This is a genomic window from Rhodococcus sp. IEGM 1241, from assembly GCF_033142365.1.
Lineage (GTDB): Bacteria > Actinomycetota > Actinomycetes > Mycobacteriales > Mycobacteriaceae > Rhodococcus_F > Rhodococcus_F erythropolis.
Genome location: NZ_JAWLSE010000001.1, coordinates 797,516 through 813,660, shown reverse-complemented (window position 1 = coordinate 813,660; position 16,145 = coordinate 797,516). Strand labels below are relative to the sequence as shown.

14 protein-coding genes are annotated in these 16,145 nt (G+C 62.5%); 2 read left to right on the top strand and 12 right to left on the bottom strand.

All coding sequences use genetic code 11. The annotated features are described in order from the left end of the window. Window positions 1–109 precede the first annotated feature (109 nt). A complete protein-coding gene (locus R4P70_RS03930) occupies window positions 110–1,630 on the bottom strand; it encodes an acyl-CoA synthetase (protein WP_069145555.1) in 1,521 nt (506 codons plus the stop codon). A 44-nt stretch (window positions 1,631–1,674) separates the two neighbouring features. Next, window positions 1,675–2,472, bottom strand: coding sequence for an enoyl-CoA hydratase (locus R4P70_RS03925; protein WP_020909231.1), 798 nt, complete (start codon window positions 2,470–2,472; stop codon window positions 1,675–1,677). Window positions 2,473–2,581: 109 nt separating this feature from the next. Between R4P70_RS03925 and R4P70_RS03920 the strand changes: the two genes are divergently transcribed. After that, window positions 2,582–4,012, top strand: a complete 1,431-nt coding sequence (locus tag R4P70_RS03920) for a coniferyl aldehyde dehydrogenase (RefSeq protein ID WP_019745418.1) — start codon at window positions 2,582–2,584, stop codon at window positions 4,010–4,012. Between the two features lie 36 nt (window positions 4,013–4,048). Here R4P70_RS03920 and R4P70_RS03915 read toward each other — a convergent pair whose 3' ends face one another. The 10 genes from R4P70_RS03915 to R4P70_RS03870 are packed head-to-tail and all read right to left on the bottom strand — an operon-like array spanning window position 4,049 to window position 14,627. Further along, window positions 4,049–5,971, bottom strand: coding sequence for an SEC-C domain-containing protein (locus tag R4P70_RS03915; protein ID WP_317830425.1), 1,923 nt, complete (start codon window positions 5,969–5,971; stop codon window positions 4,049–4,051). 35 nt (window positions 5,972–6,006) lie between these two features. Further along, window positions 6,007–7,923, bottom strand: a complete 1,917-nt coding sequence (locus tag R4P70_RS03910; protein WP_317830424.1) for an SEC-C domain-containing protein — start codon at window positions 7,921–7,923, stop codon at window positions 6,007–6,009. 18 nt (window positions 7,924–7,941) lie between these two features. Then, the gene (locus R4P70_RS03905) at window positions 7,942–8,619 is read right to left on the bottom strand and encodes a GAP family protein (protein ID WP_042952994.1); all 678 of its coding nucleotides are present in this window, start codon (window positions 8,617–8,619) and stop codon (window positions 7,942–7,944) included. Window positions 8,620–8,667: 48 nt separating this feature from the next. After that, complete coding sequence (locus tag R4P70_RS03900; protein ID WP_317830422.1) at window positions 8,668–10,230, bottom strand: acetolactate synthase large subunit; 1,563 nt, start codon at window positions 10,228–10,230, stop codon at window positions 8,668–8,670. Continuing rightward, window positions 10,227–10,967 (bottom strand): enoyl-CoA hydratase/isomerase family protein, encoded by a 741-nt coding sequence (locus R4P70_RS03895; protein ID WP_113682601.1) that lies wholly within the window; start codon window positions 10,965–10,967, stop codon window positions 10,227–10,229. The genes R4P70_RS03900 and R4P70_RS03895 overlap by 4 nt, the downstream gene beginning before the upstream one ends. A gap of 52 nt (window positions 10,968–11,019) precedes the next feature. Beyond that, window positions 11,020–12,594 carry a polyamine aminopropyltransferase gene (locus R4P70_RS03890; protein ID WP_019745423.1) on the bottom strand — a complete coding sequence of 525 codons (1,575 nt, stop codon included), beginning with the start codon at window positions 12,592–12,594 and terminating at the stop codon, window positions 11,020–11,022. Continuing rightward, window positions 12,594–13,097 (bottom strand): DUF350 domain-containing protein, encoded by a 504-nt coding sequence (locus tag R4P70_RS03885; protein ID WP_019745424.1) that lies wholly within the window; start codon window positions 13,095–13,097, stop codon window positions 12,594–12,596. The genes R4P70_RS03890 and R4P70_RS03885 overlap by 1 nt, the downstream gene beginning before the upstream one ends. Beyond that, on the bottom strand, window positions 13,094–13,471 hold the full coding sequence (locus R4P70_RS03880; protein ID WP_044480673.1) for a DUF4247 domain-containing protein: 378 nt from the start codon (window positions 13,469–13,471) through the stop codon (window positions 13,094–13,096). Before R4P70_RS03880 ends, R4P70_RS03885 begins: the two co-directional genes overlap by 4 nt. A 26-nt stretch (window positions 13,472–13,497) precedes the next feature. Beyond that, the gene (locus R4P70_RS03875; protein WP_019745426.1) at window positions 13,498–13,998 is read right to left on the bottom strand and encodes a DUF2617 family protein; all 501 of its coding nucleotides are present in this window, start codon (window positions 13,996–13,998) and stop codon (window positions 13,498–13,500) included. Then, entirely contained in the window at window positions 13,995–14,627 is a 633-nt protein-coding gene (locus tag R4P70_RS03870) for a DUF4178 domain-containing protein (protein WP_019745427.1), read from the bottom strand. Before R4P70_RS03870 ends, R4P70_RS03875 begins: the two co-directional genes overlap by 4 nt. Before the next feature lie 171 nt (window positions 14,628–14,798). Here R4P70_RS03870 and R4P70_RS03865 point away from each other — a divergent pair, with 171 nt between their 5' ends. Further along, complete coding sequence (locus tag R4P70_RS03865) at window positions 14,799–16,112, top strand: YhgE/Pip domain-containing protein (protein ID WP_021345628.1); 1,314 nt, start codon at window positions 14,799–14,801, stop codon at window positions 16,110–16,112. Window positions 16,113–16,145: the final 33 nt, after the last annotated feature.

Genomic DNA, 16,145 nt, shown 5'->3' with positions numbered 1-16,145 from the left:
ACCTTGCTGTTTCCGAAGTCCATGCCGTCCTCCGAAGTCAATACCGTGAGGCAATCGGAGTCAAAGACCTGAAAACGAACCGAAGGTAAGGCAGAACCTATAGCAGGTGTCAGACGGTGCGCAGTTCCCGCTTGAGCAGCTTTCCGCTCTGATTTCGCGGGAGTTCGGCCACGAAACGCACGTGCTTGGGGACCTTGAACGGGGCAATTCGCTCCTTGACGTGGGCAATCAACGCCTCAGGCGTCAACTCGTCGTTGCCGTCCTTGAGCACGACGATCGCGGTGACGGCCTCGATCCACTTCTCGTCGGGCGTACCGATCACGGCAACTTCTGCCACAGCCGGGTGTGTGTAGACCGCATCTTCGACCTCGCGCGACGCCACCAAGATGCCGCCGGTGTTGATGACGTCCTTGATTCGGTCGACGACCGTGATGAACCCTTCTTCGTCCCGCACGACAAGATCGCCCGAATGGAACCAGCCGTCGCGGAAGGCGTCGGCGGTGGCTTCCGGATTTTCCCAGTAGCCGTTGCACAGCTGCGGTGAGCGGTAGAGAACCTCACCGGACTCACCGTCGGCAACGTCGTTTCCGTCGGCGTCGACGACACGGGTTTCGACGAAGAACACCGCTCGCCCGCAAGAAGACGGACGATCAGCATGCTCGCCGGGCTGGAGAACTGTTGCCAGCGGACCGATTTCGGACTGGCCGAAGCAGTTGTAGAAGCCGATGTCCGGGTAACGCTCACGCAGACGATTGAGCACCGTGACCGGCATGATCGAGGCGCCGTACTGCGCCTTCTTGAGCGAGGACAGATCGCGGGTCTCGAGGTCCGGATGGTTGGCCAACGGTACCCACACGGTCGGGGCCAGGAACAGCGATCCGATCTTTTCTGCTTCGACGCGGCGCAGGATCTCCGGGATGTCCGGCGCCTGCATCAGACTGACCGTCGCACCGACGGACAGGTACGGCAGCATGAAGACGTGCATGCCCGCGGAGTGGTACATCGGCATGCAGATCAGCGGGTTGTCGTTCTTGTCGAGCCCGAGCGCGATCACCGAGGACACGTACTCGTGAACCAGTGCGCTATGAGACATCATGGCGCCCTTGGGCTTCGAGGTTGTGCCCGAGGTGTACAGCAGTTGCGCCAGATCCGTCGACGTCGCACGCGGTTCGAAAACAGGCACCTCGCCGGCCTCGCCGATCGTGACCACCGACAGTTCCGCGTCCCGCAGTGCGATCACGTGGTCGAGATCGAGGTCGGAGCGAACCGAGTCGAGCGTCGACGCCAATGCCGGATCCACCAACACCGCGCGGGCGCCTGACTGCGCCACGAGGTACCGGAGTTCCTCCCCCTTGAGTGCGTAATTGACCGGAACATGCACCAAACCTGCTCGCGCACAGGCAAGGAATCCGATTGCATAGGCGTCGGAGTTGGTTCCGTATGCCGCGACGCGGTCGCCGTGTTCGAGGCCCAGACCGAGCAAGTGGGCCGCGACCCGCGTCACCGCGTCGTCGAGTTCGCGGTAGGTGCGAGTGCGATCTTCGAAGACGACGGCTACGCGGTCGGGGTACTTGGCTGCCGAGCGCCGAAGCACTCCGTCGACGGTGTTGGTGCGTGGATCCAGGCTCATTCGCTCAGGTTATAGGACGTCCAACTAATCCGGAAGAGCGATCGTTACTTATTGCGCCATTCAGGCTTTCGCTTGTCCACAAAAGCTTGCATACCTTCTTGAGCGTCGCAGGTCACGGCATTGGTTGCCATCGTTTTTGCCATCGCCTCGTACGCCTGGGCTTGCGGCAGATCGATCTGGTGATAAAACGCTTGCTTACCGATCTTCACCGTCAGGGGGCTGGCCGTCGTGATCTTGCCGGCCAGTTCGCGCACCTCTCGGTCCAGGTCTTCGGGCGCGACGACGAAGTTCACCAGACCCCAGTCCGCAGCGGTGTCGGCGTCGATCGTCTGCCCGGTGAGCAACATCTGCATCGAGCGCTTGCGACCTACTGCCCTGCTCAGGGCCACCATGGGCGTCGAGCAGAACAGTCCGATCTTGACGCCGGGAGTACCGAAGACAGCGTTCGACGCAGCAACAACCAGATCACACGACGCGGCCAGTTGGCAGCCCGCCGCGATAGCCGGGCCCTGTACTGCGGCAATCACCGGCTGCGGAATCCGCTGTACGGTCTCCATCATCTCGGTACAGCCGTCGAAGATCGCCCGCTCGTCTTCGAGGGTTCTCCCGATCATCTCCGTCAGATCGTGGCCGGCGGAGAACACCGGGCCTTCGGCGCGCACGATCACGACCCGCACGCGCTCGTCTGCAGACAATTCGAGAAGGGCAGCCGTCACCTCGCGCATGGTCTCCGCCGAGAGCGGATTGCGCCGCGCCGGCCGATCGAGCGTCAGGAATCCGAGTCCCACCGACTCCTCGACGGAAATCTTCACTGCAGTGTTTTCTACCTGTGTCTGCGACATGTGTTCTCTCTACCAATCGAATCCGTCCCGGTCAACGAGACGAAAGGGGCATCTGTTCGCGCCGCGTCGATACGGTCCGGTCAATACTTCGCCACTACGAGGAGTGCCCATGAGCACCGATGCCGCCGTCACCACCGATCTCGAAGAGATTCTGCGGGCCCAGCAGGAAGCAACTCGCGCCGCTGGTCTTCCGTCCGCGCAGACACGACGCGAGCGCATCCAACGCGTCGTCGATCTTCTGGTGGCAAACCACAAGGATCTGACCGAAGCGATCAACGAAGACTTCGGCGGCCGAATCCCGGCCTACTCGGTGATGAATGACGTTCTGGGATCCATGGTTTCACTCAAGCACGTTCGTGATTCGCTCGAAGAGTGGATGATTCGCTCACCGAGAGCCACCGGGGCGATGCAGGATCAGCTGGGTGCCACGGCGTACGTGTCGTACCAGCCGAAGGGTTCGATCGGCATCATCGGAACCTGGAATGCTCCCCTTTTCACCCTCCTGAGCCCGCTCGCCTGCGCCCTCGGAGCGGGAAATCGCGCCGTTCTCAAACCATCGGAGATCGTGCCGAACACTGCGGCCGTCCTGGCCGAGGCGGCGCGTCGAACGCTCGACCCCGTGGAGGTCGCGGTGGTGACAGGTGGACCGGAGGTCGCTGATCTGCTGACGTCGCTGCCTTTCGACCACCTCGTCTTCACCGGCAGCACAACCGTCGGAAAGCTGGTCATGGCCAATGCTGCGAAGAACCTGGTGCCGGTCACCCTCGAACTCGGCGGCAAGTCACCGAGCGTCTTGAGCCGCAGTGCCGATATCAGCTCTGCTGCATCACGTTTGGCCATCGCGAAGTCGACCAATGCCGGCCAACTCTGCGTCTCTCCCGACCTGATCTACGTCCCGCGCGAGAACACAGAAGCGTTCATCGACGCGTTCACCGATCAGTTCACCGGACTGTTCCCCACGATCGCCGACAACAAAGACATGGTCTCGATAGTCAGCGATCGTCACCTCGCACGCATCGAGGGGTACATCGCGGACGCGGAAGAGCGTGGGGCACGAATCATCACCGTTCCCGACGAAGAACTCTCCGCAGACACTCGTCGCCGCCCACTGCGAATCGTGGTCGACCCTCCGACCGACGCGCAGATCATGAAGGAGGAGATCTTCGGACCGGCCGTCGTGATCCTGCCGTACGACCAACTCGACAGCGTCGTCGCCGACATCAACTCACGGCCGAAACCGTTGGCGCTGTATTACTTCGGAACCGACCTGGACGAGAAGGAATCCGTACTCGAACGCACCGTCTCGGGCGGCGTCACCATCAACGACGCGATGTCACACCCGGGCCTGAGCGACGCACCCTTCGGCGGCGTCGGAGCTTCGGGTATCGGGCACTACCACGGCCGCGAGGGTTTCCTCGAGTTCAGTCACGCCCGAACGGTATTCGAAGCAGCGCAGCATGACCCGCGCGGTGAATGGGGAATGCTCCCGCCGTACGGTGAGGGTTTCGAGCAGATGATGTTGGCTCAGGTCACGCCCTGAGGCCTCCGGCCCCGTGCGCCTTTTTGGTAGTGCACGCTACCGGAAAGGCGCACCGGCAAGGCCGCGGCTGAGGAACTCCACCAGCTGACCCGGTTCGGTATCCACCGACTCGATCAGTTGGATCAGTTCCTTCTTGTCCTCTGCTGCAAGCGGTTCGATGCCACCGAAGGTGCGCATCGTGGAGCCGGCGGGGAGAACGCGTGCACAGACGAGCGTGCCCGGCTCGAGATTGACTGAGCCCCACTCGTCCGTGACCTTCACCAGATGCCCGTTGCGGACGTCGCTGAGGGTCACCAACTGTCCCGGTTCCGTCGAGGCGACCTTGTACACCGAGCGCGGAATCGACAACCACTGATCGGCCAGTTCGCGTTCGTCGGCAGGCAACAGTTCTCCGCGCCGCTCGACAAATGCCGCGAAAATACCCGCATCGAACAAGGCAGCGTCGACGGCCAATCCGCCTTCGAGGGCCAACGTCAGTGCTTCTTCGCTGTTGAACTGCTCGGCACGGATGAGCGCAAGATCGAACACGGCGTCGAAGTACTCCGGTGTGCGCGAGAACAACTGAGCCTTGACGTAGAGCCAGTTGGCCCGATCATCGAACGTCACCTCGGACTTGCCCAGATGGCAGACCTTGAACTTGCGACCGGAACCGCACCAGCACTTGTCATTTCGGCCGAGTTCGGGGTGCTCGGCCGGGGCATAGCGCTGAAGAACCTCGTGCAGAACCTCGGACTCGCCACCCTCGATCCGGCCGAGAAGTGCCAGCGCGCGGGTCACGTCGCTGCGATCGGCCGCCAGTAGTGCCAGATCGAAGATCGCGGGAGTCCAGTCGGGATCGAGATCGTGCGCCGTTTCGTACGACGCCTCAGCGACAAGGATCTTGCCGAGACGATCCGAAGCCTTGCCTGCCAGCCAATGCGCTGCCGGCTTGACACGACGCGACCCTTTCTCGGCGAGAGCAGTTGCAACAGAATGCAATACGGAATCATGATCGTCGAGTTCGGACAACAGCTCCAACGCTGCCGCAGCCGCGGGCGGCTCGGCGATGCCGGCGAAGGTCTGCGGATCCTCCTTGATCTGCTTGCGCGCCCAGTCCGAGACATCCTCGACGGCTTCGGCTTTCGCGGCCATGACCACATCGACGAAGGCAATCACCGAGGCGGCTTCTTCCGGGTGCAGGTTCTCCCGAACCTCGAGCATGCGGGCTCGGTTCGCCAGGTGGTATGCCTCGAAATCGAATCCGTCGACCGCAACGTAATCACCGTCGCGGACGTAACCTGCCGCCTCGAGCATTTCGCCCAGCGGTGCGGTGGGCTGACGGAACAGCGACGGCTCGTCGAGCATCAATTGCCAGACAATGGCATCGAGGGTGTCAGCACCGGTGTCTGCGAGGACCGTCCCCAGACTCTCGCCGAATCCGGGTGCGGGATCCAGTACCTCGGGGATGGTGCAGAGCGTCAGCTCACGGTCAGCGACGAACAGTCCGATCAAATCGCCCGCAGAACATTCGGCGAGAGTATCGGTGTCGAGGAGAAAACCCTCGTCGTGCGGGAACTCCGGATCTTCGATCCCACGATCAGCCAACAGGTCGTCGTCGATCCCGCGGTGCACGACGCTGATGCCATGAATCTCGTCGTCGTCACGATCGAGGAACACCCGCAGCATCATCAGATCAGGGTTCGCGTCGAGAACGCCGGACTTTATTTCGGCTTCGGTGAGCCGATGGGTCAGCACTCGATGCTCGAACAACGTGTCGAGTGCGGCGTACCGCTCCTCACTCAAGTAGCCGAGCAGTGGGTCCTCGACGTACTCGACGAATTCGGCCATGTCGTCGGCTGTACCGTGGCCGGCATCGGCCAACAGGGTGCCCCAGTCCGCCGCTGTCTGCGGGCCGTGCTCACGCAACAACTCCATCGCGGCTTCGGCGATCAAGTCATTGGCATCCATCGGTTCGTTCACCTATCCAACTTTAACGGGGTCGACTCGATACATCGTCACCGGTCATCGGTCGAGTGATCGGCGCCTCCACGCGACTCGCGGACCAGTTCTTCGGCGTCGAGTTCCTCGGAAGCGAGAACCTCGAGTACCCTCGCAGCCTGCGATTCCGAGGACATGACGACTACACCCACCGCAAGCGCGCCAGTGGGGGCCGTCAGGAGCCTGGCACTGATCAGGTCGCCGGGCTTTCCTTCGACCGGGTGACCAACGGTGACGGTTTCCTCGGACACACGATCGAGCAGCACGACGCCGGTGTCGGAAGTTTCGATCACCTCGTACACCGACCTCCGGACCCCGAGCCACTGTGCGGCTGTCACTACTTCCGCCTCGGGAAGTAGTTCGCTGCGTCTGGCCAGGAAGTCGGCAAAGATCCCACCCTCGAACAGAGCCACGTCCAGTGCCGAGCCGTCGAAGATCGTGGCGGCGATCAGTTCGTTCTCGGAGAGATTCGCGTTTTCGAGATCGTCGAGCCCGGTCACGACGTCGACGAATTCGGAGGCAAACGCAAACAGGCACGCCTTCTTGTACAACCAGCGACCATCTGCCTTGACCGATTCATCGGCCTTTCCGAGGTGGCAGACCTTGTACTTGCGGCCGGAACCGCACCAACACTTGTCGTTTCGCCCGAGCTCCGGGTGATCGGCTGGGACGAAGTCCTGCAGTACGGCGTAGAGATTCTCTTCACTTCCGCCGTCGATCCGCCCGAGCAGTGACAGTGCCCGGGTCGCGTCGCCGCGGTCCGACGCGAACTGAGCCAGCTCGAACAAGGCCGGACCCCAACCGGATTCGGCAAGGAGCGCTTTCTCGTAGTGCGCCTCCGCTTCGAGGACGCGCCCCAGCCGATCGACGGCCTTACCGGCGAGCCAATGAGCCGCCGCCCTGACCGACCGTGGCCCTCGCTCGGCCAGTTCGGACGCAAGCGCTTCGAGGATTGCGTCGGTCACCGGGTCCTGATTCCGAAATCCGAGATCGAACACGGCCACTGCAGCACCCGGATCTGCCAGTGAGACAAAGAAGTCCGGGGCGGCGCTGACGTGACGGCGAGCCCAGTCCACGATGTCGAAGTCGGCGATGACGGCATCGGTGTATCCGCGGTCCGCCAGATCGACAAATGCAACAGCAGCGACGGCCTCGTCGTGGGTCAGGTCGTAGGTACTGGCGACCAAAGCTGTCCGAATCTGCAGGTCGTAGGCATCGAAGTCGAATCCCCGCCGAGCCAGTAGTTCACGCTCGTGCTCGTAACCTGCCGCCTCGAAGATCTCACCCAGCGGCGCAACAGGAACCGTGAAGAGAGACGGATCCTCGAGCAGGAGTTGCCAGCACACCGAATCCAGGGCCTCGACTCCGTCCTCCTCGAAGAGTTCGCCGAGCGCCGGAGCAAGATCGGGTTCGTCCTCGATCTCGACCAGACGAAACGCAAGTCTTCCGTCTTCGACTGCCAGGCCGATGAGATCACCGTCGGCGCACTCGCCGAGGGTTCCGGCTGGAAGAACCACAACTCGTCGACTCCGGAAGGGAGCAGCGCCACGTTCCAGGGCTGCTTCTTCCGCCAGGGCCACCCGGATCGCGCCGTCTTCGCCGTCGCCGTCGCCGAATGCCAAGATCGGCTCCAGGTCGGGGCTCGCGTCGAGGATGTCGGACGCAATCTCGAGCTCACTTAGCCGGTGACTGAACACGAGCCCTTCGAGGACCGTGTCGAGGGCGACGTACTTTCCGTTGGGCAGGTACCCGAGCATCGGTTCGGACAGATACTCGAGCACGTCGGCCAACTCGGTCGCAGTTCCGTACTCCTCGAGATGGGTCGCCCACTCTTCGAGACTCAGCGGGCCTTGCTCGCGCAGAACAGCCAAAGCAGCGGAGGCAATGGAACCAGCAGCGTCGGAACCAGCGGTTTCGTCGTCGAAATCAGTCACCCGCCAATGGTAGGCGACTTATTGCAGTCCACTGAGCCCCTCGCCCAGCACGGTCGCGCCGAGGATCGCCAGGATGACCGCCATCATCACTGCGTTGTTCGCGGTCATCCATGACTTCGCTGATGCGAGGATCTCGTCGGCTCGCTTGCCGGAGAACACCTTGACCAGGATCGGCGACGCGATGCCGACGCTCGCGATGACCGTGAAGATCACCGCGGCAACAATCTGTTGGGCAACAACATTCGTGGCAACCGCGATAGTGGCCGCACCGGATACTGCCAGCGCTGCATTTTTGGGATTGACCGCCGCGGACAAGAACGCCAACCCGAACGCCTTCCGCGGAGTCAAGCCGTCGATGCTCTTCATCCACTTCGGAACTGTCGGATCACTTCCGTCCCTCGGACGCGCTCGCCACTGCTTGTACGCCAATCCGAACAGAACGAGCCCCAACACGATTCGTACGACGCTCGACCACACCGAAGTCTGCGACGACTCCGACTCCGCAAACGAATAGTCCGCGATCACGATCGTCACCGCAACGACTGCCGAGATTCCGAGGACCCACCCGAGTAGAAAAGATGCCGCCCCTCGATGTGCTCCAGCGGTGATCATGACGAGCACGATCACCGCCATGGGCATCGAGACGAAAAGCAGGCCGAGGGCAATCGGAAGAGACAGACCGATCGCAGCTAGCACAAAAACCTCCAGTTGAATGCAAAATCGACGATCGATTCGAGGTCGAAATCACGACGGCGGAGGCAGCATGACCTCGATGAGATGCGGGCCGGGTTCCGCCAGCGCTGCGGCAAACTGTTCGGCCAACTCCTCCGCTGTGTTCGCCCGCGACGCGGGCACTCCCAACCCCTCGGAGATCTTGACGTAGTCCATGTTCGGAGACGACAGATCCAACATCGACTGTGCGACGACGCCGCCACCTTCTGCGCCGACTCGTTGCAGTTCGCCACGCAGGATGGCGTATGCGCGATTGTTGAGCAGAATCGTCGTGACGTTCAACTGTTCTCGCGCCTGCGTCCACAACGCCGTGATGGTGTACATCGCGCTTCCGTCGGCTTCGAGATTGATCACCGGCCGCTCCGGCGCTGCCACAGCGGCGCCCGTCGCCACCGGGATGCCCTGGCCGATGGCACCTCCGGTGAGCGTGAGCACGTCGTGGCGCGGCGCTCCGGCAAGGGCAATCGGGATCGCCCAACCGGAAGTGGCCGCCTCGTCGGAGATGATGGCGTCGTCCGGCAGCAGGGCCCCGATCACGTCGGCCCAATTTCGCACGTCGAGAGGCCCGCTCGGCAGCGACGGCCGATTTGCCTCCTGCAGAACGGGTTCCGCTCCGGGTGCCACGAGTTCCGCCACTGCTTCCAACGCGCCGACAACATCGTCGCTGACATTCGCCAGCGTTGTCACCGCGGCGCCGTCCGGGACCAGATCGCTCGGTTTTCCGGGATACGCAAAGAACGAGACCGGCGAAACCGCGCCGGCCAGGACCAGCTGAGTTGTTCCGCGAAGTTGTTCGGTGGCGTGCTCGGCGAAGTATCCCAAGCGCTCGAATGACGGTAGTCCCGCACCGCGTTGAAGCCTGGCCGGAAAGGTCTCGACCAGAATCTGTGCACCGGTCGCGACTGCAATTCGGGAAGCGGCGCGCAGTCCGGCTTCGGAACACGCTGCGCCGCCCAGCAGTAGCGTGGCGCGCCCCTCGGCATTGAGCGCGCCTACCACCGAGTCGATCTGTGCTGCAGTTACTTCCGCCCGCCCCGGTATGTCTCGAGGACCCGCAAGAAGTCCACCTTCGCTCCACGAGACGTCGGCGGGGAGGACAAGTGTGGCAATGCGTCCGGGCGGATCCATGGAGGCGGCAACGGCGTCGGCCGCATCGCTACCGACGGTCGCGGTGGAGTCGGAACGTCGACTCCATCCCTCCAGCCACTCGGTCAGCGCGTCGATATTCGATTCGAGTGGAGCGTCGAAACCGTGGTGGTAGGTCGCGTGGTCCCCGACGATGTTCACGATGGGGGTGTGGGCGCGGCGCGCGTTGTGAAGGTTCGCCAGTCCGTTCGCCATTCCGGGGCCGAGATGAAGCAGCGTCGCGGCAGGCTTTCCGGCGATACGCGCGTACCCGTCCGCGGCACCGGTGACGGCGCCCTCGAACAAGCCGAGTACCGCACGCATCTGGGGAACGGAATCGAGTGCGGCAACAAAATGCATCTCGGACGTTCCGGGATTGCCGAAGCACACCTCGACACCCGAGTCGACCAAGCTCTGGATAAGCGATTGTGCACCATTCATTTCGGTCACCTCTTCTTCATGAAAGCTGCGAAGGCTTCTTGCGCTTCGTCGGATCGCCGCCGTCTCGCGAAATGATCCGACTCCACGTCGATGGTTTCCAGCAGGGCATCGAGATGTGGGCGGCGGAGGAGCATCTTCGTCAGCGTCACCGATTCAGCCGGGGAGTCTGCAATGCGCACCGCGCGCTCCAATGCCACGTCGAGCGCGGTCTCGGCCTCCACGACGCGATTGATCAGGCCGACTTCGGCAGCCTCCTCCGCCCCGAACATTTCTCCGAGCATCAGTAGTTCCGTTGCCCGCTTGAGCCCCGCGATCTGCGGCAACAGGTAACTCGATCCGCCCTCGGGCGAGAGCCCGAGCGGAACGAACGGCAATCGGAATCGTGTACCTCGCCCCGCGAATGCCAAGTCGCAGTGCAACAACATCGTGGTGCCGATTCCGACTGCAAACCCCTCGACCGCTGCGACAATCGGTTTGCGTGCGGTGACGAGTGCGATCAGCAGGTCTTTGGCCTCGCCGCCGTCTCTCCCGGCAGTGTCCTGGAAACTTCCGATGTCGTTGCCGCTGGTGAAGACACCACCGGCGCCCGTCAGCACCGAAACCCGCACTGCGTCATCGTCGTCAGACTCCCGGATCGCGTTCGTCAGTTCGCGGTAAGTCTTGGGGTCGAGCGCGTTGCGCCTCTCCTGGCGATCCATCGTGAGCAACCGGACTCCCGGTGCGTGCTCCTCGATCCGAACAGTCATCCGTACCTCCGTCGTGGCCGAGAGTCTCGATTCAAGCTACTCGGTCGGGAGTTCAGCGTTCATAGCCCTTGCGCATATCGTCGACGATGCGCGGTCGGTCGAGTGTCGAGGGCTCCATTTCCCGCCTCGGGCGATCGCGAGGAAACACCGAGGCCGACGCCAGGGTGGGCTCGTCGAGGAACCGCAGGTTCGGCACATCAGCGGGCAGACGAAGCTCGGGCGGCGTGGAACCTCTTTGCGCGAGCACGTATCCCCAGTCACCGAAGCTCGGCACGAAAACGTGGTAGGGCGAGACGCTCAGTCCGACAGCCGATACCGTCGACACCGTTCTCCAGTACGCATCCGGCGTCGAGTACGGACTGCCGGACTGGACGACCATCAGCCCGCCCGGATTCATCGCGGCAGCGGCAAGTCCGTAGAACTCCATCGAATACAAGCGGCCAAGTGCGGGGGTGTCAGGATCCGGGAGGTCGACGATGACCGCATCGAAGCCTGGATCCGGACGCTCGCGCAACCACCGAAACGCGTCGTCGAGTACGACGTCCACCCGTGGATCCTCGAGTGCTCCCGCGTTCAGATCACGAAGACGCGTGTTGGCCAACTCGATGACTGCCGGGTCGAGTTCCACCTGAACTATCTGCTCGACGCTGTTCATTCGCAGCACTTCTCGTGCAGCGAGGCCGTCACCTCCGCCCAGAATCAGCACGCGCCGTGGGTCGTTGACCAGGGCCGGATACACCAGCGACTCGGTATACCGATGCTCGTCGACACTGGAGAACTGCAGGTCTCCGTCGAGGAACAGTCGCACGTCGTTTCCCCGCTCGGTGACGACGATTTCCTGGTACACCGATCGCTCGGCGGCCACCACGGGATCGGTGTAGAGCCGCTGCCTCGACGTGGTCTCGATGTCCGAGGCCGCGATCAGCAGCCACCCGATCAAGCTCGCCGCCAACAGCATTGCGACGACGGCGATCAATCGTGCACGCAGGCTGAGCTGCCACCGAAGAAGTATCAGCGCGACAACTGCCGCAGCCACGAGATTGATCATGCCGGTGAGTGCGGCACCGCGAATCATGCCCGCCCACGGCAACAATACGAACGGCCACAGGAGGCCGCCGATCAGCGCGCCGAGATAGTCGGCTGCATTGAGGTTGGCCAATACCTTTCCGGTGCTCTGTGCGTCGTTGTCGCTGCGACCGGACTGCAACAGCGTCATCAGCAGAGGCACTTCGGCACCCACGAGGATACCGATCAGCGCGGTCGCAGCCACCAGAACTGCTGCGCTGGAACCGAAGAACGTGAAGGTCACGTACAGCGTGACGGCACTGAATCCGCCGATCAGCCCGAGCAGGATTTCGACGGTCACAAACGAGATGGCCGCATGCCCCAACAGCGGTTTGGCGGCCAGCGCTCCGATACCCAGCGCCGCAACAAATCCCGCGACGATCAACGACGTCTGGGTGATGCCGCCGCCGGTCAGACTCACGCTGAGCGTCAACAGGGCCAGCTCGTAGATCAGACCGCACGCCGCGCACGCGGCAACAGCCGCAAGGAGAAGCACGCGTGCGCGTGAGCCGAGCATCGTCGAACGCTCGGCAACTTTCACATCGCGATCAGCGGCAACCATCAGGTGAGCGCTGCGGCGTTCACCAAACCGATGGACAACAAGCTCACACCCACCGCCCACGCGGCGCCGCACATCTTCGGATCCTGCACCAGTGCAACCAACTTGCCGGGAAGGAATGCGTTCATCAAACGCAGCGCGATCGCTTGCAACACGATCGCGAACAGTCCGTACACCGCGGAGTCGGCGAGTCCCTGGGCAAAGCCGTCCGAACTGGTCAGGATTGCCGTCACCACGATGATCGCCAGCGCAAGATGGTTGGAAGCCAACAGAATCGCAGCGTTCGGGTTCTTGTCGACGTAAACCTGGTGGCGGAGATTTCCGGGTGTCATGAGGTCGAGGACCAGGAATCCCGTCGCCAGAACCGCTACGCCGACGACGAAGTAGGCGAGAGTGCCGAGAACGCCCCCGACGAGCAATGCCGGATCCACCGTTCCGATCTCGACGGAAGTGGATGCAAAGATGTTCGTCACGCCGTTCTCCTTCTCATTGAGCACTACCGTCATTTGGCACTACCCGAGCCGCCGCTGCCACTACTTCCACCCGCCGGGGATCCCGGGTTGAAGCCCGGTCCCAGGTACGCGTATCCGCCGCTGCGATACGTGCCGTCGATGTCCTCTACCTTGATGGTGCTGCCACCGCCCGAAGCCGAACTGACAGTGACGATGTCATCGTCGTAGCGCAGGTATTCGTTGCCGCCGTCAGCACTTCGCGCCGCTGGTTCGTCCGCGTCGACAATCCGTGAGACGGTCGTGCCCACTGGATCTTTCGACGAGTACAACACGACGTCGCCATCCTGGGACGTCTTGGAATAGTTGTCCGCGATGAAGTCTTTGGCTCCACCACCGCACGCCGACAACATAATTGCGGCTGCCACCATCACCGGAGCAAACCACGTCCGCCCCCTCACGGGCGCCACCTACTGCGCGTCTTCACGATCACTCCTGTCCCCTCCCCCGGGTACAAATGCCAACTCTGCCAACTCCACCCCTGGCGGTCTCGCACGCCACACAACGCGGTCAACGCTGTGTCGTCGCCGGGAAAGGATCCGCAGATCCAACCGTCCTGGCCGGCGGACTCTCTCAACGATGCAGCTTCCGAATCGAATTCGACTCGGTCCAGGATCAGCGACGAAGACTCGAACCGGTAGTTTCCCGTGGACTCCACTGCCGGCAAGGGTTCACCGCCGGCGGCAAGAGCATCGCACGAAACCTGCTCGGTCAGTTCCTTTCCCGACGCCCGGGCCGTCACCACGTGAGATGCCCCGAGCACTCCGAGTGTCAACGTCGCATCGGAAGTTTCGATCACCAACTCGGCGAGGGTCGGCGGCGAGGGAGCTCCCAGCACCAACCCCAGTGCCGAGGCATTCACGTCGGTCGGTTCCACATCGAGTCGATACAGACTCATTCCGGTGGGCCCGAGTGGATGACGGTGAGTTCGCTGCGGGTGACCGCACGTCCCGTGGAAACCTCCCACGACTGTCCGCGCGCCCACTTCTCGAATGCGATCAGCCCGGTCTTGTCGGCGGTCGCGTAGTCCGCGTATTCCATCGAGCCGGAGGGGGCCGTACCCGTCGTACCCTCGGCCGTGAACTTCGCCGTTCCACTTTCGATCTTGCGGTGAACCTTGTCGTCGAGAATGACGTCGCCGTTCGGGACCAGGTTGGTTCCTTCTCGACGCATCCAGAGAGTCATCTCGAGTTCGCCCTCGTCGTCCTCCACTGTCAGCCAACGACGACCGGTCGACCCGTCGAGAAGGTGCTCACGCCAGATGTATCCCTCTTCGTCGAGCGTGATGGTCCCTCGAACAACGTGGTCGATACCCGCGTACGTGATGATGTCGCCGACCCCGATCTTGTGGGGGTCGTACACCTCGGGATAGTCGGCGAGCGGGTCCACGCGAGCATTCGGCTTGCCCTGGCGTCCACGCAGGACCACAAACGCGACGGCAGCGATCACTACGAGTATCAGGACAACTATCAGCACGTTGGTCAACGGTTTCTCCGAAATCGTCTCGGCAGGGTTGCCGCGGGCCATACCCTACCGATCCGTTCTCAGCCTTTTCGGATGAGACTGCCGGCAAGCTGACCCGCCGCCGGCCGGGCAGGTCTCCAGCGCCGTGGGCAGATCGAAAGACTGCCCCGGCGCACCTTTGCGTTTACGCTCAGCCCGAGGAACTCCGCGCGAAAGAAAGCCGGTCGACTGACGATGAGCAAGAACACGGAGCCGTCTGCCCGCACCGTCATGCACACACCACGATTCTGGTTGACGCCGTTGATAGTGGTCACCCTCTTGATGTCGGCGCTGGCAGCGCTGTACATGGGCGGAATACTCGACCCCAAGAAACACCTGGACCAGTTCCCGATCGCCCTGGTCAACCAGGACGAAGGCGACACCCTCCCCGGCGGCGACCCCGCCGACCGCAAGAATTTCGGAAACGACATCGTCGCCGGCCTCGAAAACGGAATCGACCACCAGAAGATCGACCTGCAGCAGATCGGTATCGCCGAAGCCCAATCTCGGTTGAACTCCGGCACGCTGTACGGCGCGATCGTGATTCCCAGTGATTTCACGAAGAGGACGATCATCCTGGCGGAGGCCAGCGTCGTCGCCGGTGACGTAGAGCAACCGATCATCACGATCTACACCAATCCGCGCGCCGGTTCCGTATCCGCATCTCTGGTCCAGTCGATCGGAACTACAGCCCTCGCCTCGGTCAACAAGAACATGGGCGAGCAACTCACCACCCTGGTCACCCAGCAGTTGGAAGCGGGAGGCACCGGAACCCAGATCTCAGGAGCGAGCCGCCTGCTGCTCGAAAATCCGGTGAACGTACTCACGGTGGCCCACGATCCGCTTCCCGACGGCACCGGATTCGGTTTGGTTGCATTCTATTTCGCGCTGCTGTTGGTCCTTGCGGGATTCACCGGAGCAACCGTGGTCAATTCCTTGGTGGACGGCATGCTCGGATATGCGCCTACCGAATTCGGTCCGCTCTTCGTTCAGAACGACGTTGTGGGTATCAACAGGTTTCGGACGCTGCTCGTCAAATGGGCGTTCATGATCGTGTTGTCCGGCATAGTCTCCGCGTTGTTCCAGTGGATCAGTCGCGCCCTCGGAATGCCGGTCACTCACGGGCTTGCATTGTGGGAGTACGGCGCGCTGGTCATCACTGCAGTCGGCATCACGGCGATGTCGGTGATGGCCGCATTCGGCTCGTTGGGCATGTTGATCAACCTGTTCGTGTTCGTCATCCTCGCGCTGCCTTCGTCCGGTGGCACCATCCCCCTCGAAGCCAGCCCCAGGTTGTATGCCTGGCTGGCGCAATTCGAGCCGATGCACCAGATCTACATGGGTACGCGATCGATCCTGTTCTTCGGCGCACGCGGTGAGGCAGGGCTGCTGCATGCCGTCTGGATGACCTTGGTGGGTCTACTGATCGGCGTCGTACTCGGCATCGTGACCACCCGTTTCTACGACCGCAAGGGCTACGAACGCACCCATCGCCCCAAGGTGGCGTGAGATGGTACCCAGCCGGGATTTGATCGAAACCTG